The organism is Pandoraea cepalis (assembly GCF_902459665.1).
Lineage (GTDB): Bacteria > Pseudomonadota > Gammaproteobacteria > Burkholderiales > Burkholderiaceae > Pandoraea > Pandoraea cepalis.
Map to the genome: position 1 here is coordinate 203,945 of NZ_CABPSL010000007.1, position 22,415 is coordinate 226,359.

19 protein-coding genes are annotated in these 22,415 nt (G+C 64.7%); 5 read left to right on the forward strand and 14 right to left on the reverse strand.

The window, feature by feature from the left end; all coding sequences use genetic code 11:
- Positions 1-240: 240 nt before the first annotated feature.
- A complete protein-coding gene (locus PCE31106_RS11845; RefSeq protein WP_150563375.1) occupies positions 241-621 on the reverse strand; it encodes a cupin domain-containing protein in 381 nt (126 codons plus the stop codon).
- Positions 622-646: 25 nt separating this feature from the next.
- Positions 647-1,864: an MFS transporter gene (locus PCE31106_RS11850; RefSeq protein WP_254440989.1), complete on the reverse strand. Its 1,218-nt coding sequence runs from the start codon at positions 1,862-1,864 to the stop codon at positions 647-649.
- 362 nt (positions 1,865-2,226) lie between these two features.
- On the opposite strand from PCE31106_RS11850, the gene PCE31106_RS11855 reads away from it, so the two are divergent.
- Positions 2,227-3,141: a LysR substrate-binding domain-containing protein gene (locus PCE31106_RS11855; protein WP_174975127.1), complete on the forward strand. Its 915-nt coding sequence runs from the start codon at positions 2,227-2,229 to the stop codon at positions 3,139-3,141.
- A 156-nt stretch (positions 3,142-3,297) separates the two neighbouring features.
- Here PCE31106_RS11855 and PCE31106_RS11860 read toward each other — a convergent pair whose 3' ends face one another.
- Positions 3,298-4,137 (reverse strand): TlpA disulfide reductase family protein, encoded by an 840-nt coding sequence (locus PCE31106_RS11860; protein ID WP_150563378.1) that lies wholly within the window; start codon positions 4,135-4,137, stop codon positions 3,298-3,300.
- Positions 4,134-5,978: a protein-disulfide reductase DsbD gene (gene dsbD / locus PCE31106_RS11865; RefSeq protein WP_150563379.1), complete on the reverse strand. Its 1,845-nt coding sequence runs from the start codon at positions 5,976-5,978 to the stop codon at positions 4,134-4,136. Before dsbD ends, PCE31106_RS11860 begins: the two co-directional genes overlap by 4 nt.
- Before the next feature lie 203 nt (positions 5,979-6,181).
- Here dsbD and PCE31106_RS11870 point away from each other — a divergent pair, with 203 nt between their 5' ends.
- Positions 6,182-6,847, forward strand: coding sequence for a response regulator (locus PCE31106_RS11870; RefSeq protein WP_150563380.1), 666 nt, complete (start codon positions 6,182-6,184; stop codon positions 6,845-6,847).
- Positions 6,844-8,253: an ATP-binding protein gene (locus tag PCE31106_RS11875; protein WP_150563381.1), complete on the forward strand. Its 1,410-nt coding sequence runs from the start codon at positions 6,844-6,846 to the stop codon at positions 8,251-8,253. Before PCE31106_RS11870 ends, PCE31106_RS11875 begins: the two co-directional genes overlap by 4 nt.
- Positions 8,254-8,291: 38 nt before the next feature.
- On the opposite strand, the gene PCE31106_RS11880 is transcribed toward PCE31106_RS11875, so the two are convergent.
- The 7 genes from PCE31106_RS11880 to rpe all read right to left on the reverse strand — a co-directional run bounded on the left by PCE31106_RS11880 (position 8,292) and on the right by rpe (position 18,491).
- Positions 8,292-9,482 carry an ABC transporter permease gene (locus tag PCE31106_RS11880; RefSeq protein WP_254440991.1) on the reverse strand — a complete coding sequence of 397 codons (1,191 nt, stop codon included), beginning with the start codon at positions 9,480-9,482 and terminating at the stop codon, positions 8,292-8,294.
- Positions 9,482-12,277, reverse strand: a complete 2,796-nt coding sequence (gene rbbA, locus PCE31106_RS11885) for a ribosome-associated ATPase/putative transporter RbbA (protein WP_174975131.1) — start codon at positions 12,275-12,277, stop codon at positions 9,482-9,484. Before rbbA ends, PCE31106_RS11880 begins: the two co-directional genes overlap by 1 nt.
- Before the next feature lie 10 nt (positions 12,278-12,287).
- Complete coding sequence (locus PCE31106_RS11890; protein ID WP_150563382.1) at positions 12,288-13,361, reverse strand: HlyD family secretion protein; 1,074 nt, start codon at positions 13,359-13,361, stop codon at positions 12,288-12,290.
- The gene (locus PCE31106_RS11895) at positions 13,358-14,959 is read right to left on the reverse strand and encodes an efflux transporter outer membrane subunit (RefSeq protein WP_150563383.1); all 1,602 of its coding nucleotides are present in this window, start codon (positions 14,957-14,959) and stop codon (positions 13,358-13,360) included. The genes PCE31106_RS11890 and PCE31106_RS11895 overlap by 4 nt, the downstream gene beginning before the upstream one ends.
- Before the next feature lie 247 nt (positions 14,960-15,206).
- On the reverse strand, positions 15,207-16,712 hold the full coding sequence (gene trpE, locus PCE31106_RS11900) for an anthranilate synthase component I (RefSeq protein WP_017233182.1): 1,506 nt from the start codon (positions 16,710-16,712) through the stop codon (positions 15,207-15,209).
- Between the two features lie 385 nt (positions 16,713-17,097).
- Entirely contained in the window at positions 17,098-17,814 is a 717-nt protein-coding gene (locus tag PCE31106_RS11905) for a phosphoglycolate phosphatase (protein ID WP_150563384.1), read from the reverse strand.
- Positions 17,811-18,491 carry a ribulose-phosphate 3-epimerase gene (gene rpe, locus PCE31106_RS11910; RefSeq protein ID WP_017233185.1) on the reverse strand — a complete coding sequence of 227 codons (681 nt, stop codon included), beginning with the start codon at positions 18,489-18,491 and terminating at the stop codon, positions 17,811-17,813. The genes PCE31106_RS11905 and rpe overlap by 4 nt, the downstream gene beginning before the upstream one ends.
- Before the next feature lie 202 nt (positions 18,492-18,693).
- Between rpe and apaG the strand changes: the two genes are divergently transcribed.
- Positions 18,694-19,068 carry a Co2+/Mg2+ efflux facilitator ApaG/CorD gene (gene apaG, locus PCE31106_RS11915; protein ID WP_017233186.1) on the forward strand — a complete coding sequence of 125 codons (375 nt, stop codon included), beginning with the start codon at positions 18,694-18,696 and terminating at the stop codon, positions 19,066-19,068.
- A gap of 27 nt (positions 19,069-19,095) precedes the next feature.
- On the opposite strand, the gene PCE31106_RS24300 is transcribed toward apaG, so the two are convergent.
- Entirely contained in the window at positions 19,096-19,347 is a 252-nt protein-coding gene (locus PCE31106_RS24300; protein ID WP_017233187.1) for a hypothetical protein, read from the reverse strand.
- Here PCE31106_RS24300 and mltA point away from each other — a divergent pair.
- Complete coding sequence (mltA, locus tag PCE31106_RS11920) at positions 19,346-20,488, forward strand: murein transglycosylase A (protein WP_254440993.1); 1,143 nt, start codon at positions 19,346-19,348, stop codon at positions 20,486-20,488. The genes PCE31106_RS24300 and mltA overlap by 2 nt on opposite strands.
- Positions 20,489-20,562: 74 nt before the next feature.
- Here mltA and paaK read toward each other — a convergent pair whose 3' ends face one another.
- A complete protein-coding gene (paaK, locus tag PCE31106_RS11925; RefSeq protein WP_150563385.1) occupies positions 20,563-21,858 on the reverse strand; it encodes a phenylacetate--CoA ligase PaaK in 1,296 nt (431 codons plus the stop codon).
- A 93-nt stretch (positions 21,859-21,951) separates the two neighbouring features.
- The gene (paaI, locus tag PCE31106_RS11930) at positions 21,952-22,410 is read right to left on the reverse strand and encodes a hydroxyphenylacetyl-CoA thioesterase PaaI (RefSeq protein ID WP_174975133.1); all 459 of its coding nucleotides are present in this window, start codon (positions 22,408-22,410) and stop codon (positions 21,952-21,954) included.
- Between the last annotated feature and the right edge of the window lie 5 nt (positions 22,411-22,415).

The following is a 22,415-nucleotide window of genomic DNA, read 5'->3' on the forward strand; positions in this document are numbered from 1 at the left end:
GGGGGGGGGGCTTGCGTATCCGGTGTGCCAGGCAGGCTCGCGTTTGCTGTGAAGCGCCTCGCGATGAACGTCTGGCGCGGCGTAGGCGTGTGCGCCATCGACTGGCGCCGGCATGGATAGGTGCCAACGCCTGGGGCAGTGCGTTGTGGGGGGGGCGAAGCGCTTCGGTGTGTCGATCTTGATGATCGCGCAACCTGTCTCGTCCGCCCCCAACTCGCGGCGCCGTTGACGCGCTGCGGCTTAGCGAGTGGCGCGGGGAAGAAGGACGTACATTTTACGTACGGCTTCCGACACGCTGAGCGTACCGACGAATCCGGCAGGGATAACGCCTGTATCCCCGGCGGAGAATTCTTGACGCGGCACGTTCTCGCCTTCAAGCGAGAACGTGCCCTTCAAGACGTGAAAGACTTCGCTTCGGTCCGACGGGTAGGCGAATTTCCAAGCACCGAACTCCGCTTCCCAAAAGCCGATTCCGGTGGCGCCAGCCTGGAAATCGACCACAGGCGTGCTTGTTCGCTTGGGCTTGCCAACAACGCACATGTCATCGGCAGGATAGGTAACCGTCATCGGCAATTCCGCTGTTGCGATCTTGAGAAGTCCGTCCAAACTGATTTGATTCATATTCACTCGAGGATAAACAATGGATTCAATCGACTTTCAGGCGTTTCGCCGCTATCAAGGCGAAGCCGCTTATGACGGCAATGGCGAATAGATACGCTGCCGGCATCATGGGGTTTCCGGTCTTGCTGATCAGCAGGCTGACAATAAGCGGTGTTATCCCGCCGAACAGCGTCTGGGAAGCGACGTAACTTATCGAAACGCCCGTGGTTCTGCGTGCGACAGGGAAAAGCTGACTAAGAACAGACCCGGCGGGCGCGTAGTAGAAGCTGTAGAAGACAAGGCCCATCGCCGCTTGCACCAAAACCAAAGTGCCGACCGACGGGTGGGCGTTGAGCAATAGAAACGCCGGGTAGATGCCGAACGCGCCAACCGCAAGTGCGATCGCCATGACACGAATCGCGCCGAAGCGATCGGCCAGATATCCGCCGAGCAGGGGAAATAGGGTACTGACCAGTCCGCCGCCGATTCCCCCGATGAATGCCGAGGTCGCGGGCAAGTGGAGTTGCGTGATGGCATAGGTCGGCATGTAGATATTGACGTAGCTGGCAACGTTTCCACTGCAAACGATGCCTGCCCCGACGATCAAGCGCCATTTGTCATTCCGAAAGGTGTCGGACAGAGGACGACTGCTCGGCGAGACCGCCTCGAACTCTGGCGATTCGTTGACGTTCCGGCGAATGTAGTACGCGACCGGAGCAATGAGCAGACCGATAAAGAAAGGAATTCGCCAACCCCAACCTTGGAGGGCAACTGGATCCAGGCGATTGTTCAGGACGTACGCAAATACTGACGCGGCGACGATGGCGGCACCCGTGCTTGCAAACTGGAAGCTGCCGAAGAACGCGCGCTTTGCCGAATTCTGCTCGGTGAGGTACGAGTTGGCACTGCCGAACTCACCGCCCGCGGAAAAGCCTTGAATCAGCCGCGCGATGACCAACAACACCGGCGCCGCAATGCCGATCTGCGCATATGTCGGCAGTACCGCCGTCATGAAGGTGCCGATAGCCATGAGCGTCGAGGAGAGGACCAATGCTGCCCGACGTCCTGCCCGATCGGCGTAGCCGCCGATCATGATCGCGCCCAGAGGCCTGATGAGGTACGACGACGCGAACGTCAATAGTGTCAATACCATCGAGGCTGATGGATCTTGCGTCGGGAAGAACAGTTTCGACAGCACAACCGCGAAGCTGGCATAGAGGAGCAGGTCGTACCATTCGAAAAACGTGCCGATGGTCGCGGCCACTATTTCTCGCGTTTTCGACTTCGAACGCGTCGTCTCTCGTCTTTGAGTTATATCGAGATGCATGGTCTTATAGTAAGTAGTTCAACTGGATTGCACCGACCCGTTCAGAGCACGGAGTCGATGGACGTTTGCACCGACGGGCTGTCTACCAACTGCCATTCGAGTGCGACCAAAATAGCACGGCAAATTCGCGGTAAATAGTTGATTTTTTAACGCAACATGTGCATCTGATGCACATGTTGTTGGCGGAATGGTCCGGGAACTGTAAAGTTTGGATAATCCACTGACCGACGCGTTTTCGCGCCGTAGTGATGTCGTTCACCCCGTTTGGTCAGCGCGCTGCGCCCGCGCCAGGAAGCAACATGAAGGAAAACCATACAACGCTGCCCCCCATGTTGCCTCTTCGTGCCTTCGAGGCAGTTGCGCGCTTAGGGGGTGTGACCGCAGCGGCGGCAGAGTTACACGTGACGCACACAGTCATCTCCAAGCACTTAAAGCAGTTGGAGGACTTCCTGGGCGTCAAGCTCACTACGCGAGACGGACGCCGGATCGCGCTGACGCCCTCGGGTCAGGCCTATGCGATGCAGCTCATCGCAGCCTTCTCCTCGGTTCGCCAGGCCACTCGGTCGCTCACAAGATCAGAGTCGGCAAACGATGTGATCGTGACCGTCAGTCCAGCGTTTGCGACTCGATGGCTTTTGCCCCGGCTAGAGAAACTCAAGGCGGCATTTCCAGACCTCCGCATTCACGTTGACATGTCTTACGCCTATCGTGATCTGGACGGTGGCGATGCCGATGTCGCGGTCCGGCACGGGAATAAGCACCTCGAGGGTCTTGTGTCGCTCGAGGTGTGCCACGACAGCATGGTGCCTGTCGCTGCGAAAGGCTCAATTGGCGCCGACATGCTTGCCAACCTCGACTTCGGCGGACTCTGCGGAGTCACGGCCTTGCAGGAGAACTGGGAACATGGGTGGGCGGAGTGGTGCGAGCGCTTCAAGGATGGCCATGCGGATGCCACCCGTCTGAACGTTCGTCAGTTCCCCGACAGCAGTTTGGTTTTCGAGGCAGTGAGGGCGGGCTTGGGCATTGGTTTGGTGAGGCAGTCCTATCTTGAGCACGCTGAAGGTGTCGTCACTTTCCCGCACCTATCGATCCCGGCGAGGGAGTCGACTTGGGTCGTGATGTCTCGACGGAGTTCGCGTCGAGCGAGTGTTCGGATGATTTCGGAGTGGCTGCAGCAGGAGTTCCGTCTTTCCAGGATGGCGAGTGAGGCATAACGCTGCCTATGATGAACGCGCCGTCGCGCATGCGCAGCGTGCAGACGCCGCTCGTGATTGAGCGCGACCGTCGGCAGCCCGGCGTTCGCGAGCTTGTACGATCGTTCCGTCGGTTTGAAATTTGCGAATTCCTCCTGTGCGTGCCCGCACATTGAGTCAGCGTTTTGCGGGGGAGGGCGCCGGGGATTGATGAAGGCGGCGTTGCAGCGTGTCGCGCAGACGCGCCGCCGTCAGTTCGCCCAAATGCGCTTCGACCAGACGGCCCTGCGTATCGTAGAACAGCGTGGTGGGCAGTGCGCGCGCGCTCGCTGCCTGCATGGCTTGCGATGCGGGATCAAGCAGCAGATGGTTGAATTCCAGCCCTTGCGATTGCACGAATGCTTCGACCGTATGCGCGGCTTCGCCCTGATTGATCATCAGGAACGTCACGTCGGGATGGTCCGCTTGGGCCTTCTCCAGTACGGGCATTTCGCGACGGCACGGTGGGCACCAACTTGCCCACAGATTGATCACGACGGGGCGGCCACGATAGGCGTCGAGCGCCACGGGCCGGCCGTCGATTGTCGCGAGCGTTAGAGGCGGCAGCGGCGGTGCGGTGCGCTGCAGGGCGCCCAGCCCAACCTGTGCGGCGCCCCAGAGTGCCACGCCCGCGACGAAGCCGCATAGCATCGGGCGACGCGCTGACGCATCACGGCGCACACGCCACAGCGCCCAGCCCAGTGCGACGGGCAGCCCGACCCAAACCGTGAAGCCGCCGTCGCCAATTGCAACAATGGACAGCGGGGCGGCGGCGTAGTCGGGCCACCAGCGCAGCACATAGGCGGCGCGCGCGGCGAGCAGGCCGATGAAGAGCGCGTCGAGCAGCAGGCTCGCCGCCGTGCGGCGTGCCGTGGCATCTGTGCCGCGCAGGAGGTAGCGCGCGACGAGCCAGGCCAGCAACGCCGCTGCGGCCACGGCGACTGTCGGTATGGAGAATGGGCCAAGGCTGCGGGTCATGCGTTCCCCGCTGCGTCGAGATGGCGCAGGAAGCTACGCGCATCCAGCTCGCCGACCATGCGTTGCGCGCGCACCTCCTGACCGTTCGCATCGATGAGAATGAGCGTGGGCGGGCCGAGCACCCCCCACCGTTTCATCAGAGCCTGATCGATCGCGTCGTTCTTCGTCACGTCCGGGCGTAGCACTTGCATCGTCGCCAGGCGAGCCGCGACCTCCGGATCGCCGAACACATTGCGCTCGATGACATGGCAGCTCACGCACCAGTCGGCGTAGAAGTCGATCAACGTCCATTGCCCCTTCGCGACCGCCTGAGCAATGCGCGCATCGACATCCTCCGCAGACTTGACGCCGATGTAGTTCAATCGCTTGTCACTCTGCCCGGCCGCGCCATGCGTGACCGACGCGTTCGCCCTTGCGAGAGGACTGAGTACCGCGTCGCTGCCAGACGCGGCGCCCACGAGCATGAGTACGGACCAGATGCCGGCCAACGACGACGCGAACAACAGCGTCCATCCTGAGGACTGGCCGCGCATCGTCCATGCCCACGCGCCGAGCCCGACGGCGAGACCGAGGCCGAGCGCGCCCCACAGCATCAGGCTGACGCTGCCGGGCAGGAAGCGGCTCAACATCAGAATGGCCATGCCCGTCATGACATAGGCGAACGCGATTCGCACGCGGACCATCCACGCTCCCGGACGCGGCAGAATCCGCGAGCCGAACAGCGCGATGGCCAGCAACGGCAGTCCCATGCCGACACCCAGTGCAAACAGCGCGAAGCCGCCCATCCACGCGTTGCCCGTCTGACCGATATAGAGCAAGGCGCCGGCCAGCGGGGCCGTCATGCAGGGGCCGACGAGCAGCGCCGAGAGCAGGCCGAGTGCGGCCGCACCGACGAGGCTGCCGCCGGGGCGCGGCTGCCCGGTGGCGTTGAGTCTATTCGTCACGAACGCCGGCAGACGCAGCTCGAACAGACCGAACAACGACGCAGCCAGTACCAGGAAGAGCCCCGCGAAGGCGCCGAGCAGCCAGGGTGATTGCAACGTCGCCTGCAAGTTCGCGCCGGCCAAGCCCGCCGCGACGCCCACCGACGCATACGTCAGCGCCATCGCCAACACGTACGACAGCGAGAGTGCGAGCGCGCGCAACGGCGCCGGACGATTGCCCACGATCATCGTCGAGACGATGGGGATCATCGGCAGCGTGCACGGCGTGAAGGCCAGCAGCAAGCCGAAGCCGAAGAACAGCAGCGTGCCTGTGATGGGGCCCAGCGAGGCGAGTCGTTGCGCTGCCGCCTGGTCCTGTGCGAGAGGCGCAGCGTTATCGGCGGCGCGCGTCGCTGGGATATCAGGGGGAGTCGGCATCCGGGAGGTGCCGAAGGCAACCGGACTGGCCGAGGTGGGCGGGTTCGCCGGGATGGCTGCGCCTGAGGCCATCCCGGCGGGCAAGGCGATCGTCATCGTTTGCGGGGGATAGCAGATGCCGGCGTCGGCGCAGCCCTGCCAGTGCAGCGTTATCGGACCGGGTGTCGTTGCGGGCAGATGTATGCGCAACGCATCTCCGGTATAGATCTCCGTCTCGCCGAAGAACTCATCGGTGTGTGTCGACCCTGCCGAGAGCGTCAGTGCCACAGGGCTGCCCGACGCATCCTCAGCACGCAGCGAATGACGATAAACATAGTAGTCCTTGGCAACATGTCCGACGACGTTGAACCGGCCATCAACATGGCCGACCGGGGCAAGCGTTAGTACCTGAGACGCCTCCAGGAATTTCGGCGCGATCTGCCAGGGCAAGGCATCGGCGGTGCGCGTCCAGCCGATCGCACCGAGAAAAATCACAAACATGAAAAAAGCGCGACGTAGCAAATCTGTTCTCCCGCGGAAATCCCTAAGCAGGCAAGAGTGTGGCCTACGCCGATTAACCGAGAGTTAACGAGCGCTAACGCTTGGGCCGGGTGTGGTGGATACGCCGACACCCGCGGGATCGCCGTCCAATTCATTACGCAAAGTACGTAACATGGCGCGATATTCACAAGAGGTGCGGAATCGTGCGAGTGCTGTTGGTGGAAGACGACGACTTGATTGCGAGCGGCATTGTCGCGGGGCTGAACGCGCTGGGAATCGCGGTCGAGCATGCGGCGTGTGGTGCGGCGGCGGTGGCGGCGCATGCGGAAAACACGTTCGACGCGCTGGTGCTCGATCTGGGTTTGCCCGATGGCGATGGCCTCGACGTCCTGGCCGAGATTCGCGCGATCGAGCGCGACGTGCCCGTCCTGATCCTGACGGCGCGCGACGGCATCGAGCACCGCATTGCCGGCTTGAATGGCGGGGGTGACGACTACATGGTCAAGCCGTTCGACCTGCGTGAGTTGGCGGCGCGACTGCATGCGTTGATTCGCCGGGTGCAGGGGCGTGCGGCCCCGATCATCGAGGCCGGGCCGCTGCGGCTGGAGCCGGCGAGCGGACTGGCGTGGCTCGATGGCGAGCCGGTCGAACTCTCGCGCAAGGAAGTCGACTTGCTGGCGCATCTGGCGAGCTGTCGAGGCCGGTGGCTCACGCCCGACATGTTGCACGAGCGGCTGTATGGGTTGACCGACCGACTGGGCAGCAATGCGTTGAACGTGCACATTCACAACGTGCGTCGAAAATTGGGGGGCGGTGTCATTCAGACGGCGCGAGGCCTTGGCTACCGATTGGGATGGACGTTGTCATGAGTCTTCGGTTGCGTGCGGTGTTGATCGCGGGTGTGGCGCTCGTCGTGCTCTGGGTGGCGGTGGCGGGGTGGATGATGCGAGGGGTGCAAGCCAATCTTGACCGGACACTCGACGAGCGCCTTGCGATGTCGGCCCGGATGGTGTCGGGACTGTTGGCGCGAGCTGCGCTGTCGCCGCTTGCCCCGGGTGTTGGCAAGGCTGACTGGGGCGACGTCATTCGTGTGGGCAGCGACGATGGAATTGCGTGCGAGATTCGGTCGGTGCATGGTGCGGTGCTGGCGCGCACCGAGGGCGGGCCACAGTCGGCCGAGCAATCATTGCCGCTGGGTTTGAGCACCATGGTGTTCGAGGGCAAGCGTTGGCGCATCTACGTGTTGCAGGACGAACGCGGGTATCAGGTGATGACGGCCGACGGGCTCGACAAGCGGGCCGCGCTCACGGGTGCGTTGCTACGAGCCGTGGGAGTGCCGTTCATGATTGCGGTGGTGGGTGGTTTGATGGCGTTGTGGATCGGCATTGGACGCGGGTTGTTGCCGTTGGATGCGTTGCGATTGGCGTTGCGTCGCAAGCACGTCGACGACACGGCGCCCATCGACCTGGGGCGTGCGCCGACCGAGCTGCGCCCGGTCGTCTCGGCGCTTAACGGGTGGCTGGACCGGCTGACCCAGGCGATGGCGTATCAGCGGGCGTTCACCGATGCGGCGGCACATGAATTGCGCACGCCTTTGACGGCGGTGGACACGCACTTGCAGGTGGCGGAGCTCACGCAGGGCGAGCCGGCCAGGCGGGCGTTGCATCAGGCGGGGGTGGGCGTGCGTCGCTTGCGGCATACGCTGGATCAGATGATGACGCTTGCGCGTGCGGAGGCGCCTGAGCATTCGCCGCAGGCGTGCAAGTCGGTGCGCGAGGTTCTGGAGGGCGTTCTTGCCGCGGGGGAGGAGACGGATCGGGGCCCCGTTCCGCTGCGAGTTGGGTCACTGTCTGAGTGGCGGAATGGGGCCCCGGTCCGTCGTGACGTACCTCGGATCGCATTCAGCATGTCGTGCGAGGATGGGGGCACACCGATCCCTCGTTCGATGCTTGGCACGGCGGTGCGCAATCTCGTGGATAACGCGTTGCGGTATTCCCCGGCGGAGTGTCCGATCGAAGTGACGGTAGGGATGGACGACCATCGTCGGCAGTACTGTATCGTCGTGGCGGACCGGGGCCCGGGCCTGGCGCCGGAGCAGGCGATGCGACTGGGTCAGCGTTTCTGGCGTGGCGATCAGGGGCGGCAGCTGGGTGAGGGGTCGGGTCTGGGGATTTCCATCGTGCAGGCCATCGCCTCGCGCTTTGGCGCCACGCTCGAGTTTACGTCGCGCGATGGCGGGGGGTTGCTGGCGCGGTTGTACGTGCCCGTTGGCTGATGAGCGACCCATCGCACCTATCCCACCCATCGCACGCGTTAAGCCATCGAACTGAGCGTGCGACGAAACCGTCGCAGTGAGACGGCGAAGAACACGGCGCCGATGAGCGCGAGCGCCATGAACTGCACCCACACCACGCCGATCCCGGCCCCTCGGAACAGGATCGCCTGACTCAGCTCGACGAAATGCGTGGTGGGCGCGGCCAGCATGATGTCCTTCACCAGCGGAGGCATGCTCTCGCGCGGCGTGTTTGCGCCCGAGAGCATTTCCAGTGGCAGCAGCACCAGAATCAGCAGCATGCCGAACTGCGGCATCGACCGGGCGAGCGTCGCAAGAAAAATCCCCATCGACGTGGTGGCGAACAGGTGCAGCGTTGCCCCCAGCAGGAACAGCGCCACCGACCCGCCGATCGGCACATGTAGCGCACCGCTCACGATCAGCCAAAGTGACATCGCGGCGGCGATCAGCACCACCAATCCCATCGACCAGATCTTCGCCGCCATGATTTCGGTCGGTGTCACCGGCATGACGAGCAAATGCTCGATCGTGCCGTGCTCGCGCTCGCGAATGAGGGCGGCGCCCGTGAGGATGATCGAGAGCATCGTGATGTTGTTGACGATCTCCATGAGCGCGCCGAACCACGCGCGCTCCAGCGTCGGATTGAAGCGCACGCGCAACGCCAGATCGATCGGCAATGCGGGGTTCGATCGGTATCGCTGGAGGAACTCGCGCACCTCCGCCGAAACGATCTGCTGCACATAGCCGCTGCCGGTGAACGCCTGACTCATGCGCGTGGCGTCGACATTGAGCTGGACTTCGGCCGCACGTCCCGCCAGCACGTCGCGCTGAAAATTCGGCGGAATGTTCAACGCGAACGTGAACGCGCCTTCGTCCATGCCGCGATCGACGGCGTCCGCCGTAATCATGCGCGGCGGGGTGAACTGCGGCGGATAGAACGCCGAGACGATGCGCTGCGAGAGCGGTGAAGCGTCTTCGTCCACAATCGCGATCGGCGCAAGATGCAATGTGTCGGGCAGTGCTGTCGCTGCGGAATAGACCGATGCCGTGAACGTATAGACGATGAGCACCAGCATCGTCACATCGCGCGCCAGACTCCATAGCTCCTTAATGCCGAGCCGATAGATGTTCGCCAGATGCCGCGGCCACGGATGCGGGTTCTGCGGGGGTGCCTCGCGACGCGAGGCCGGCGGGAGCGTCGGGCCTGCCATCACCTCTCCTGTTTGTTGAGCAGCAGGATCGTGGCGCCCAGCACCACGGGCACGGCGATCATCAACGGCCAGAACGCGTTGCCGAGGTCGGCAAATCCGAGCGCCTTGTTGAACACGCCGCGGCTGATGATCAACATGTAGGTCGACGGATAGATCTCGCCGATGATCCGGCCGGAGCCCTCCATCGAGGGCACCGGCGTGAGCATCCCGGAAAACTGAATCGCCGGAATCATGGTGCCGATCATCGTGAAGAACAGCGCCGCGATCTGGCTGCGGGTGAAAGTGGACGCCAGCAGGCCAATGCCCGTGGCGACGACATTGAAAATGAAGACGGCGCTCACGAGCGTCAGAAAGCTTCCCTTGATCGGCACGCCGAACAGCGTCACGGCGATGAGCGCCATGAGCAGGAAGTTCAGCATGGCAAGCGCGACGTACGGAATCTGCTTGCCGATCAGGAATTCCGTGCGGGTGACCGGTGTCACATACAGGTTCAGGATCGAGCCGAGCTCCTTCTCCCGCACCACGGACAGGGCGGTAAGCATGGCAGGCAGCATCAGCAAGAGCAGCGGAATCACCGCCGGTACCATCGCGGGAAGGCTCTTCACGTCGGGGTTGTAGCGATATCGGATCTCGATGTCGAGCGACGACGTCGGACGCGCGCCGAGGCGGTGCAATGACTGATCCGCCAGCCAGGTCTGGTGCATCCCCTGCACGTAGCCCTGCACAGTCTCGGCGCGCATCGGCATCGCCCCGTCTATCCATGCGCCGATCTCGACCGCCTTGCCGCGTAACACGTCGCGAGCGAAGCCCGGCGGAATTTCGATGGCCAGCGCCAGGTCGCCTTCGCGCAGTCGCCGGTCCATATCGGCGTCGTCCTTGATGGGCGGTTGTTCGATGAAGTAGCGCGACCCCGCGATGTTGAGCGCGTAGTTCTGGCTCAACGTGGTCTGGTCGCGGTCGAGCACGGCGTAGCGCAAATCTTCCACGTCCATGCTGATACCGTAGCCCATCACCAGCATCAACACGAGCGAGCCCACCAGCGCAAGCGTGGCGCGCACCGGGTCGCGCTGCAGCTCCAGCGTCTCGCGCCAGAGATAGCTGAGCAGGCGGCCGAGCGAGAATGCCTTGTGCCGAGGGGGCGCCGTTTCGACGATGACAGATGATTCAGGCGGGGTGGACGTGTCAGGCGACGCTGGCGCCAGCGATGCGCCACCACCTGCTTCCACGAGATACTCGATAAAGGCCTGCTCGAGCGTGGCCGCGCCCTTGTCGTGCGTGATCTTCGCGGGCGGATCGGATACGAGCACCTTGCCCGCGTGCATCAACGAGATGCGGTCGCAGCGCTCCGCCTCGTTCATGAAGTGCGTGGAGATGAAGATCGTCACGCGATCCCGGCGCGACAGTGCCACCAGCAGACGCCAGAAATTGTCGCGCGCGATGGGATCGACGCCCGACGTCGGCTCATCGAGAATCAACAGTTCGGGCTTGTGCACCATCGCCACGGCGAGCGACAGGCGCTGACGCATGCCGAGCGCAAGGGTGTCGGGCAGTGCGCCCAGCACGTCTGCCAGACCGAAGCGACGTGCCATCTCCGCCACGCGTGCGCCGACCTCGGCCTCGGGCACATGGAACAGCCTGGCGTGCAGCACGAGGTTCTGATGCACCGTCAGCTCGGTATAGAGCGAGAACGCCTGCGACATGTAGCCCACGCGGCGGCGTGTGCCGATGTCCTTCGGATCGACTTCGTGACCGAAGAGCCAGGCCCGGCCGTCGCTCGCTTGCAGCAGGCCGGTGAGCAACTTCATCGTGGTGGTCTTGCCGCAACCGTTCGAGCCGAGGAAGCCGAAGATCTCGCCGCGGCGAATGCGGAAGTCCACGTGATCGACCGCAACGAAATCGCCGAAGCGCATCGTGAGATCCTTGGCTTCGATGGCGATCTCCGTGTGTTCGTCGATCGGCAGCGGCGGAATCGCGACGGGCTCGTAGCCGCGCGTCTTCTCCGCAGGCAGCAGGTCGATGAACGCCGCTTCCAGGGTGTCTCGCCGCGTGTGCGCAAGCAACTCGGCGGGCGTGCCGGTCGCGAGCACCTTGCCCGCGTCCATGGCGACGAGCCAGTCGAAGCGCTGTGCCTCATCCATATACGCGGTGGCGACGATCACGCTCATCGTCGGTCGCGCGCGACGAATGCGCGCGATCAATTCCCAGAACTGAGCGCGCGCGAGCGGATCCACGCCGGTCGTGGGCTCGTCGAGCACCAGCAGATCGGGATCGTGAATCAGCGCGCAACACAGCCCCAGCTTCTGCTTCATGCCCCCCGAGAGCTTGCCCGCCGGCCGGTCGAGAAACGCATGCAGGCCGGTGCTGTGCGTGAGGTCATCGATGCGGCGGCGCCGCTCCGGGGCATCGTGACCGAAGAGCCGCGCGAAGAATTGCAGGTTCTCCTCGACGGAGAGCGTCGGATAAAGATTCTTGCCGAGTCCCTGCGGCATATAGGCGATGCGCGGACACACGCGGTCGCGATGCGCCTTGCTCGCCATGTCGCCGCCGAGCGCTTCGACGGTGCCCGCTTGGACCACCCGCGCGCCCGCGATGAGCGACAGCAGGGTGGACTTGCCGACGCCGTCCGGACCGATCAGACCGACTATGCCATGGGCGGGGAGGTCCAGGCTGACGTTGTCCAACGCGACCGTCTTGCGGCCGTAACGCAGTGTCACGTCGGCGACGCGCACCACCGGCGGCAAGCGGCTGCCGGGCGGGGGCGATATCGAAGGCGAAGGTGGGGGCGGCACCGTCATGATGCGCGGCTCACTGCGGCAGCTTCGTTTGCAATTGAGGCGGCCACGGCACCTGACGGTCGGTCTTCACCCAAGCGACGCCGGGCAGGCCCGTCTTCACTAGCGTCAGATGCTGTTGCAGCAATTCGGGCGCAATCTGCGCGCGCACGCGGAACATCAGCTTCTGGCGCTCGCTCTCGGTTTCGACGGTCTTCGGCGTGAACTGCGCCGTGCTCGAGACGAAGGACAGGGTCGCGGGAATGACGTACTGGGGCGCTGCGTCGAGCACGATGCGAACGTCGGCGCCCATGGCGAGACGGCCGGCCACCGTTTCCGGCAGGAAGAACGTCATGTACACATCCGACAGGTCGACGAGGTTGAGCACCTTGCCGCCCGCCGCCAGCACTTCGCCGGGTTGCGCTACGCGAAATTGCACGCGGCCGTCGCGCGGCGCCTTGAGTTCGCTGTCGGCGATGTCGGCTTCGATACGGTGGATGGTGGCCTGCGCGGCTTCGACTGTCGATTTCGCGCCAATCACCTGGGCGTTGGCCGCCTCCACCGCCGATTGCGCGGCGGCGACCTGCGCGCGCGCCGCGGTAACGGCGGCGCGCGTGCTGCGAACGCGCGCACGATCGTCGTCCAACTCCTGCACCGACGACGCCCCTTCTTTCGACAGGGTCTCCGAGCGCGACAGACGCCGCGCGGCGGCATCGAGTTCGGCCTCGCGTGCCGCCACGTTCGCCTCGGCCGTCGCCTTGTCCGACACGCGCGCGGCGGCCTGTGCCTGAATCGCCGCCACGTTGGTCACAGCCTGTCGATACTGGGCACTGGCCTCGTCGCGCTGCGCGTTGAGCGTGTCGATCTGCATCTTGGCAAGCACCTGGCCCGCTTTCACGAAATCGCCCTCCCGAACGTAGATGGCTTCGACACGCCCGCCGAGTTTGGTGGCGATGTCGACTTCGGTGGCTTCGATACGGCCGTTGCCGCTGGCAAACCCTTCTCCCGGCCCGGCATTTCGGAAGGTCGTCCATCCGTACCAACCCAGACCGATCACGGCGAGCACGATCAGGGCGGGAACCAGTGTCTTGGCGTTGGGGAGCGTCATTGGGGGCTGACCTCGGGCATTGAGTGAGCGGCCGGCGCGGTGTACGCCGGACTCGCTGGGCCGGCCGGGTCGGCAGGCGGCGGCACGGCGAGCCGCGGTGTGCGAGCGAACGGTCCGCCCGGCGCATCCGCAGGGGGTATGCGCCGGCTGCCGCCCCCGAGCGCCGTATAGAGCGACACCCGTGCGGAGAGCAGCGCGCGGCGTGTCTGCACGGTCTGTTGCTCGATGGCGAGTAGGTCGCGTTGGGCGTCGAGCACTTCGAGAAACGCGGCCGCACCGTGGTCGTAGCGCAGCTTGGCGAGCCGTGCGCGCTCGGCCTGGGCGTCCTGCGTGGCTTGCAGGATCGTGACCTGATCGGCCAACCAGCGGCGCGCACTCAGGGCGTCGGCGACATCGCGAAATGCGCCCTGGATCGTCTTCTCGTAATTCGCGACCGACTCCACGCGCCGCGCTTCGGCGAGATCGAGATTGTTGACGAGGCGTCCACCCTGGAAGATCGGCAGACTGAGGCTGGGCGTGAACGTCCATGCGGCGCTGCCGGCCTTGAACAGGCCATCGAGCGCGCTGCTCGCCGTGCCCACCGAGCCGGTGAGCGTGATCTGCGGGAAGAAGGCCGCGCGCGCCGCGCCGATGTTGGCGTGTGCCGCGCGCAACTGATATTCGGCCGCGATGATGTCGGGCCGGTCCTCCAACAACGATGACGGCAGGCCGGGGTCGAGTTCGCGCATCAGACGGGCATCGTCGAGCGTGGTGTCGATGGCCGGCGCTGACGTGTCGATCGGCACGCCCACGAGCACCTGCAGCGCGTGCGCCTGTGCGGCCCGCTGCAGCTGAAGTTGGGCGACGAGCGCGCGGGCCTGCTGCCAGAGGGTCGTGACTTCGGTGAGATCGAGCCTCGAGGTCGCGCCGACCTGCTCGCGGCGAGTGAAGATGCGCAGCGACTCGGCGCGGCTGTCGACCGTCTGCTGCGCCAAGGCGATGCGCTCGTCGAATTCGCGCAGGTTCAGCCACGTTTGTGCGACCTGCGAGATCAGGCTGAGCGCCAGCGCGCGTCGAGCCGCGTCGGACGCCAGGTAGTCGTCGAGCGCGGCATCCTTCAGATTGCGGATCCGCCCCCAGAAGTCCAGCTCCCACGTCGACAGGCCGAGGCCGACCTGATATTGGCTGCTGATATAGGGGTTGCCGGTGAGACTGAGATCGCCGGGCAGACGTTGACGTGTCTGGTTGCCGCCCACGCCGAGCGACGGCAGTTGATCGGCGCGTTGAATCCCGTACACCGCTCGCGCTTGTTCGACCCGGGCGAGCGCGACGCGCAGATCGCGATTGTTGGCCAGGGCGGTTTCGATAAGCACGCGCAGCCGGGGATCGGCGAAATACTCGCGCCAGTCGAGCCCGGACGCCGGCCGCGCGGCCGCCGTGGCCGGCGACGTGGTGGCATCTTGGGGCCACACGTCGGCGACCGGCGGTGCCGGGCGTTCGTAGCGAGGCGCCAGCGAAAGACAGCCGCCAAGCAGGGTCGCGACGAGCGCGGCAATCACGGGCGTCGCGGCGGTGTTCGCGACGCCCGAACGCCTGGGTGAATTGCAGGGTTTCGCCATAGAAGTCCCAACCTCCCGACGGACACTCCACTATAGCGCGGCGACGCCGCAGGGCGCATGCGGGAGGGGGTGAAAATGGCGAACGCTTGTGCTAAATCAACAAGGGCTCCGAGTCGAGGTTCGATTCGGAGCCCTGCTTATTCCGCTATTGCACCCGGCCGATATTACCGAGGCCGCTGCGTCTCGAACGGGCACAGGCGTGACATCGGTGCGGCGGCGCGGCGCCTGGAAGGCTGCGCCGCACGGATCAGTATTCGGCGTCGAGGCCGTCCTGCACCTGCTCGGCCGCCCGCAGCACGGCGCGCGCCTTGTTTTCCGTCTCTTGCCATTCGGATTCGGGCACCGAATCGGCCACGATGCCGGCCGCGGCCTGCACATAGAGATTGCCGTCCTTGACGACACCGGTGCGGATTGCGATGGCGACATCCATTTCGCCGCCGAACGAGAGGTATCCCACGGCGCCGCCGTAAAGGCCGCGCTTGACGGGCTCGAGTTCGTCGATCAGTTCCATCGCGCGAACCTTCGGCGCGCCGGTGAGCGTGCCGGCCGGGAACGTCGCGCGCAGTACGTCGATATTCGACAGCCCCGGTTGCAGCCGGCCTTCCACCGAACTCACGATGTGCTGCACGTGCGAGTATTTCTCAATCACCATCTTGTCGGTGACTTCGACGGTGCCGGTTTGGGCGATGCGGCCGACATCATTGCGCGCCAGATCGATGAGCATGACGTGCTCGGCGATTTCCTTCGGATCTCCAAGCAATTCGGTGGCCAGTTCGGCGTCGCGCTCGGGCGTGGCACCGCGCGGACGCGTGCCGGCAAGCGGGCGAATCGTCACGATTTCCTGCTCGCCGTCGGGCGTTTGCCGACGCTCCTGCCGCACGAGGATCTCGGGCGATGCGCCGACCACCTGGAAGTCGCCGAAGTTATAGAAGTACATGTACGGCGACGGATTGAGCGAGCGCAGGGCACGGTAAAGCGAGAGCGGGGCATCGCGATACGGCTTGATGAGACGCTGGCCCACTTGCACCTGCATCAGCTCGCCGGCGGCGATGGCGTCTTTGGCCTTGGCCACGGCTGCGAGGTAGTCTGGCTTGGCAAATTCGCGGAAAGTTTCGGTGCGCACGCTGCCGGACGTGACCGGCGCGTCGACCGGCGCCTTCAGACGAGTGCGCAGCTCGCGCAGACGCAGGCGAGCCTTCGAAAACGCTTCGGGCTGGGTCGGGTCCGCATAGATGATGAGGTAGAGCTTGCCGGTCAGATTGTCGATCACGGCGAGTTCTTCGGTGAGCAGCAACTGGATGTCGGGCAGGTTCAGGTCGTCGTGCGGGGTGGTGTGCGCCAGTTTCTTCTCGATGTAGCGCACGGCGTCGTAGCCGAAGTAGCCCGCGAGACCGCCGCAAAAGCGCGGCATGCCCGGGCGCAGGGCCACCTTGAAGCGTGCCTGGAACTCGGTGATGAACGCCAGCGGGTCGCCGTCGTGCGTCTCGACGACGACGCCGTCGCGCACGACTTCGGTCTTCGGGCCGAAGCTGCGCAGCAGCGTGTGGGCCGACAGGCCGATGAACGAGTAGCGGCCGAAGCGTTCGCCGCCGACCACCGATTCGAGCAGGAAGGTGTTCGCGCCGCGCCGGTCGCCCAGCGCGAGCTTCAAATACAGCGAGAGCGGCGTGTCGAGATCGGCCAGCGCCTCGGCGATCAGCGGAATGCGGTTAAAGCCTTGGTTGGCCAGCGATTTGAATTCGAGTTCGGTCATTTTGCACTCTGCCTGCAAGTTTGCCGGCGGGCGTTCCCGCAAATTCGGCGTGGATTGGCGTTGAGAATACCTGAGTCGTGTCGGGGTGGGGGTGCTGAACCACGTCGAGCTTCGTGAACGCGCGCGCACCGGCAATGCGATGGCGCTTGCCGCGGCTCGGCGAACCCGCGCACTGTGCGAGACAGCGCGCCGAGGTATGACGTCTTGGGAACAACAACGATGCAAGAAACGGGTTGCCGAAGACGAACTTCAGCGGTCCCGGCCACCCCTTGGAAGGGTTCAGCAGGACCAGCGTCGCCAGGGCCAGGCCCCCCGGTCGATCACGCTCAGACTCCGTTTCTTGTTCAGGAACATGCGCTTGAATGCAGTGTGGAAGATGGCGAACTCAGCTCGCCAGTGCGGGCGCAGCCTTGGGCAAAATCGCCCGGGCGGCGCCCAGAATGGAGCCGACTATACCATCCGTGTCGATCGTTTGTACAGATTCGCCATGGTTGTAGCCATACGGCACGGTCAACGACCGGCAGCCGGCCGCGCGGGCCGCCTGGGCGTCGTTGCCCGAGTCCCCGACCAGCACGGCTTGCGCCGGCGACACGCCGAAGACTTCGCACGCCTTGACGAGCGGCATCGGGTCCGGCTTGCGCCTGGGCCACGAGTCGCCGCCATACACCAGGTCGAACTGATCGGTCAGGTCGTAATGCGCGAGCAACGCGACCGCGAAGCGATGCTGCTTGTTGGTGATGCAGGCCACGGGCAGACCGGCGGCGCGCAAGGCGGCCAGTCCTTCGCGCACTTCGGGATAAAGCGTCGTGTGGGCGCCGTTGATCGACGTGTAGACGGCTTCGTACTTGTCCTGTGCCCGTTCGAACAGGCCGTCGATCTCCGCGTCGGCGAAGCGCTCGGCGAGGGTCTTGCGGATGAGATTGGCGGTGCCCTTGCCGACAAACGTCATCAGGCGCTCGGTCGGCACCGGCGCTACACCCAGATCGGCCAGCATGGCGTTCAGCGCCATGCCGAAGTCGCCCGCCGTGTCGACGAGCGTGCCGTCGAGGTCGATCAGCACCGCGCGAATGCCGTCCAGCTGGAGGTCTTGGGTATCGGTCATGCCACGCTCGCCAGTTGGGCGCGCATCTGGTCGATGACCGCCTTGTAGTCGGGTTTGCCGAAGATGGCGGAGCCGGCGACGAACGTGTCCGCCCCGGCGGCCGCGATCTCGGCGATGTTCTCGACCTTCACGCCGCCGTCGATTTCCAGACGAATCTCGTGACCGGTCTCGGCCGTGTAGGCGTCGATCCGGGCACGCACGGCGCGCAGTTTGTTGAGCGCTTCGGGAATGAACGATTGGCCGCCGAAGCCGGGGTTCACCGACATGATGAGCACCATATCGAGACGATCCATCACGTGGTCGAGGTAATGCAGCGGCGTGCCCGGGTTGAACACGAGACCGGCTTTGCAACCGTGGTCGCGAATCAGGGAGAGCGTGCGGTCGACATGTTCCGACGCTTCCGGGTGGAACGTGATCAGGTTTGCACCGGCCTTGGCGAAATCGGGCACGATGCGATCGACTGGGCGTACCATCAGATGCACGTCGATCGGTACGTCCACGTGCGGGCGGATCGCTTCGCACACCATCGGGCCGATGGTCAGGTTGGGAACGTAATGGTTGTCCATCACGTCGAAGTGAATCCAGTCGGCGCCTGCCGCCACGACGTTGCGGACTTCTTCGCCCAGCCGGGCAAAGTCGGCGGACAGGATGCTGGGGGCGATACAGAATTGCGTCATGGCGGGCGGGGGAAGGGCGTCAAAAGCGACATTTTAAAGCTTTCGCATGATGCCTGCCGGCCGTGGGCCGAACCGGCGGGCGCCGATACCCTTCGAATCGGTCGCCGGCTGGCGTCTTTGCCGGTTGCGACCCGCGACGACTTGCCGCAGAATGCGTTGCAAAACGCCACCAGAGAGCCCGCATGCGCTACAGGAACACCCGATGAGCCAGTATGAATTTACCGTCACAGTGCGCCCGCAATACCTCCCGGAGCAATCGGAACCGGATCGCCGGCAATTCGCCTTTGCCTACACGATCACGATTCGCAACAGTGGGGAAGTGCCGGCACAACTGATCTCGCGCCATTGGGTGATTACCGACGGCGATAACCATGTGCAGGAAGTCAACGGCCTGGGCGTGATCGGGCATCAACCGTTCCTGCAGCCCGGTGAGCAGTTCGAGTATACGAGCTGGGCGATGGTCGCCACGCCGATCGGCACCATGCGCGGCGAGTACTTTTGCGTGGCCGAGGATGGCACGCGTTTCGACGTTCCCATCGCCGAATTCGCGCTGACCATGCCGCGCACGTTGCACTGAGCCGGGCATGCGCGCATCGTTCGGACGTCAGCGGCGGTCGTCGGACCAGTCTTCGCGTTTGAGCGGATCGTCGGCCGCGCCTGCGGCCGCGTCCCGATCGCGCGAATCCACCGGGTCGACGGTATCGCTCGGCATCGGCCGGATCGCCCGCATCGGGCGAACCCTGCGTTGGGGCGACGGCTTGCGACGCATCACCACAATCGCGGCGACGATCGCGATCGCCAGCAACACCTCCGGCAAGACCAGCAAGGCCGGATATTCATCGAACAGATTACCCATGACGCTCTTCCTGACGAAGTTCGGGTGGTGGCGCGCCGGCCGGGGCCTGGCGTTCGCCGCGTTTGCCGCATTGCTCTACGGTTGTTCGAGTGTGCCTCCGACGAGCACGTCCCGTCCAGGTACGCCACCGTCGACCGTGGCCACGCCGCCCTCGGGCGCGGGCCGCATGCAGCCCGTGTCGTGGTCGCAGGTCGACGGCTGGCAGGACGACTCGCTCATCGGCGCGCGCCTCGCGCTCGCCCAGAGCTGCGTGAAGCTCGGCCGTCAAACCAACTGGCAACCTGCGTGCCGCGCGTCCGAGCGTATCGACGATCTGGATCCGGCTGCGGTTCGGCAGTTCTTCGAACAATACTTTACGCCGTTTCGCATCGCGAACGCCGACGGCACACAGACGGGTCTGATCACGGGCTACTACGAGCCGTTGCTGCACGGCTCGCGCGTGCGTGGCGGCGTGTATCAGACACCGCTTTACAAATGGCCCACCGGGCGCCGCGCCGGATCGCTGCCCGCGCGCGCCGAACTCATGCGCAGCGGCATTCTGCGCGGCCACGAGCTGGTGTACGTCGACGATCCGGTCGAGGCCTTCTTCCTGCAGGTGCAGGGCTCGGGGCAGGTATTGCTCGACGATGGCACGATCATGCGCGTGGGCTACGCGGGCAACAACGACCAACCATACAAGTCGATCGGACGCTGGCTGATCGATCATGGCGAGATCACACCCGCGCAGGCGACGATGCAGGGGATTCGCGCGTGGGCGCGTGCCAATCCGTCGCGCGTCGATGCCTTGCTCGATGTGAACCCGCGTTTCGTCTTTTTCCGCGAGATGCCGAATCACGGCGTGGGCGGTATCGAGGGGCCGGTGGGCGCCTTGGGCGTGCCGCTCACGGCGGAGCGATCGATCGCCGTGGATCCGGCCTCGATCCCACTTGGCAGCCCGGTGTTCCTCGCGACCACGCGCCCGCCGTTCGGTGCCCAGGCGAATACCCCGATCAACCGGTTGATGTTCGCGCAGGACACCGGCAGCGCCATCAAGGGCGGCGTGCGCGCCGATTTCTTCTGGGGGCTGGGCGACGACGCCGGCGATCTGGCCGGGCGGATGCGCCAGAGCGGCCGCATGTGGGTGTTCCTGCCCAATCAGTGAGCGTCGAGCGTCAACGAAAAAGCCCGCGAATCGATCGCGGGCTTTTTTTCATCGTGACGGACCACGGCCGGCGCTTATCGCACCCGCTTGTCCAAAACGCGGCGTGCCTTGCCCACCGAGCGCTCGATGGCACCGACCGGCTTCACGCGCACCGCGCACGACACGCCGATGAGCGTCTTGATGTCGCGCTTGAGTTCGCCGCCCGCCGATTGCAGCGCCGTGTCGTCGTGGCTGCCGACGGCGGCCTCGACTTCAACGGCCATCGTGTCCATCGGGCCTTCCTTGTCCAGGATGATCTGATAGTGCGGCGAGAGCAACGGCTGGCGTAGCAGCAGTTCCTCGATCTGCGACGGGAAGACGTTCACGCCGCGAATGATCATCATGTCGTCGGAGCGGCCGGTGATCTTCTCCATGCGGCGCATCGTGCGCGCCGTGCCCGGCAGCAGGCGCGTGAGATCGCGCGTGCGGTAGCGGATGATCGGCAGCGCTTCCTTCGTGAGCGAGGTGAACACCAGTTCGCCGAACTCGCCGTCGGGCAGCACTTCTCCGGTCACCGGATCGATGATCTCGGGGTAGAAGTGATCTTCCCAGATCGTCGGGCCGTCCTTGGTCTCGGCACATTCACTGGCGACTCCGGGGCCCATCACTTCCGAAAGACCGTAGATGTCGACCGCGTCGATGCCCATGCGCTTCTCGATGGCCGAGCGCATGTCGTTCGTCCACGGCTCGGCGCCGAAGATGCCGATGCGCAGCGACGATTCCGCAGCCACCAAGCCTTGACGCTCAAGTTCGTCGGCAATCGCGAGCATGTAGCTCGGCGTGACCATGATGATGTCCGGCTTGAAATCCTGAATCAGTTGCACCTGCTTCTCGGTCTGGCCGCCGCCGAACGGGATCACGGTCAACCCGGCACGCTCGGCGCCGTAGTGCGCGCCGAGACCGCCCGTGAACAGGCCGTAGCCGTAGCTGACGTGCACCTTGTCGCCGCGACGCGCGCCGGCGGCACGGATCGAGCGCGCCACCAGATCGGCCCACGTGCTGATGTCGTTGGCCGTGTAGCCCACGACCGTCGGCTTGCCGGTGGTGCCCGACGACGCATGCACGCGCGAGACCTGCTCCATCGGTACGGCGAACATGCCGAACGGATAGCTGTCGCGCAGATCCTGCTTCGTCGTGAACGGGAACTTGGCCAGATCGGCCAGCGAGGTCAGATCGTCCGGGTGGACGCCGGCCTCATCGAACTTGCGGCGATACACCGGCGAATTCTCATAGGCATGCCGCAACGTCGTCTTCAGACGGTCGAGCTGAAGGGCGCGCAGTTCGTCGAGGCTCGCTTTCTCGATCGGCTCGAGCGGCAAGGCGGTGGTCATGACTGTCTCCTTGGGACTGGCTACTTACTAATACTCACTGATACGTGTGTGACTCGCGAACCCGTGCCTGGATGCGCGTGCTGCGGGGCCGTGTCAGACGACGCTGCCCTTGATCTGCGCGGACTTGCCGCGGAACATCGCGACGGCTTCGCCGGCCGAGTTCGTCAAGCGAATGTCGTAGATGCCGTGACGCCCCGAGAGCACCTGCTCCTGTGCCTCGGCCGTGAGCGTGTCGCCCCCCGAGACCGGCTTCAGGAACTCGATGCTGCACCCGGCGGCGACCGTGTTGATGTTGTAGCTGTTGCACGCGAAGGCAAAGGTCGAGTCGGCCAGCGTGAACATCAAGCCGCCGTGGCAGATGGCGTGGCCGTTGAGAAATTCGTCGCGAATACGCATCGTCATGCGCGCATAGCCCGGGCGCACTTCCTGCAACTCCATGCCGAGCCACTGGCTCGCGCGGTCGCTGCGGTACATCGATTCGCCCGTGGCGCGGGCGAGTTCTTCCGGTGTCATCTCACTGGTTGCCTTGGGGGCGGGGGAGGTCAGGCTCATCGTGT

What these genes read in the sequence shown, in the direction of transcription:
- PCE31106_RS11845 (WP_150563375.1), bottom strand. Translation starts at nt 621, where the DNA reads ATGAATCAAATCAGTTTGGACGGACTTCTCAAGATCGCAACAGCGGAA.
- PCE31106_RS11855 (WP_174975127.1), top strand. Translation starts at nt 2,227, where the DNA reads ATGAAGGAAAACCATACAACGCTGCCCCCCATGTTGCCTCTTCGTGCC.
- PCE31106_RS11860 (WP_150563378.1), bottom strand. Translation starts at nt 4,137, where the DNA reads ATGACCCGCAGCCTTGGCCCATTCTCCATACCGACAGTCGCCGTGGCC.
- dsbD (WP_150563379.1), bottom strand. Translation starts at nt 5,978, where the DNA reads ATGTTTGTGATTTTTCTCGGTGCGATCGGCTGGACGCGCACCGCCGAT.
- PCE31106_RS11875 (WP_150563381.1), top strand. Translation starts at nt 6,844, where the DNA reads ATGAGTCTTCGGTTGCGTGCGGTGTTGATCGCGGGTGTGGCGCTCGTC.
- PCE31106_RS11880 (WP_254440991.1), bottom strand. Translation starts at nt 9,482, where the DNA reads ATGGCAGGCCCGACGCTCCCGCCGGCCTCGCGTCGCGAGGCACCCCCG.
- rbbA (WP_174975131.1), bottom strand. Translation starts at nt 12,277, where the DNA reads ATGACGGTGCCGCCCCCACCTTCGCCTTCGATATCGCCCCCGCCCGGC.
- PCE31106_RS11890 (WP_150563382.1), bottom strand. Translation starts at nt 13,361, where the DNA reads ATGACGCTCCCCAACGCCAAGACACTGGTTCCCGCCCTGATCGTGCTC.
- PCE31106_RS11895 (WP_150563383.1), bottom strand. Translation starts at nt 14,959, where the DNA reads ATGGCGAAACCCTGCAATTCACCCAGGCGTTCGGGCGTCGCGAACACC.
- trpE (WP_017233182.1), bottom strand. Translation starts at nt 16,712, where the DNA reads ATGACCGAACTCGAATTCAAATCGCTGGCCAACCAAGGCTTTAACCGC.
- PCE31106_RS11905 (WP_150563384.1), bottom strand. Translation starts at nt 17,814, where the DNA reads ATGACCGATACCCAAGACCTCCAGCTGGACGGCATTCGCGCGGTGCTG.
- rpe (WP_017233185.1), bottom strand. Translation starts at nt 18,491, where the DNA reads ATGACGCAATTCTGTATCGCCCCCAGCATCCTGTCCGCCGACTTTGCC.
- apaG (WP_017233186.1), top strand. Translation starts at nt 18,694, where the DNA reads ATGAGCCAGTATGAATTTACCGTCACAGTGCGCCCGCAATACCTCCCG.
- mltA (WP_254440993.1), top strand. Translation starts at nt 19,346, where the DNA reads ATGACGCTCTTCCTGACGAAGTTCGGGTGGTGGCGCGCCGGCCGGGGC.
- PCE31106_RS24300 (WP_017233187.1), bottom strand. Translation starts at nt 19,347, where the DNA reads ATGGGTAATCTGTTCGATGAATATCCGGCCTTGCTGGTCTTGCCGGAG.
- paaK (WP_150563385.1), bottom strand. Translation starts at nt 21,858, where the DNA reads ATGACCACCGCCTTGCCGCTCGAGCCGATCGAGAAAGCGAGCCTCGAC.
- paaI (WP_174975133.1), bottom strand. Translation starts at nt 22,410, where the DNA reads ATGAGCCTGACCTCCCCCGCCCCCAAGGCAACCAGTGAGATGACACCG.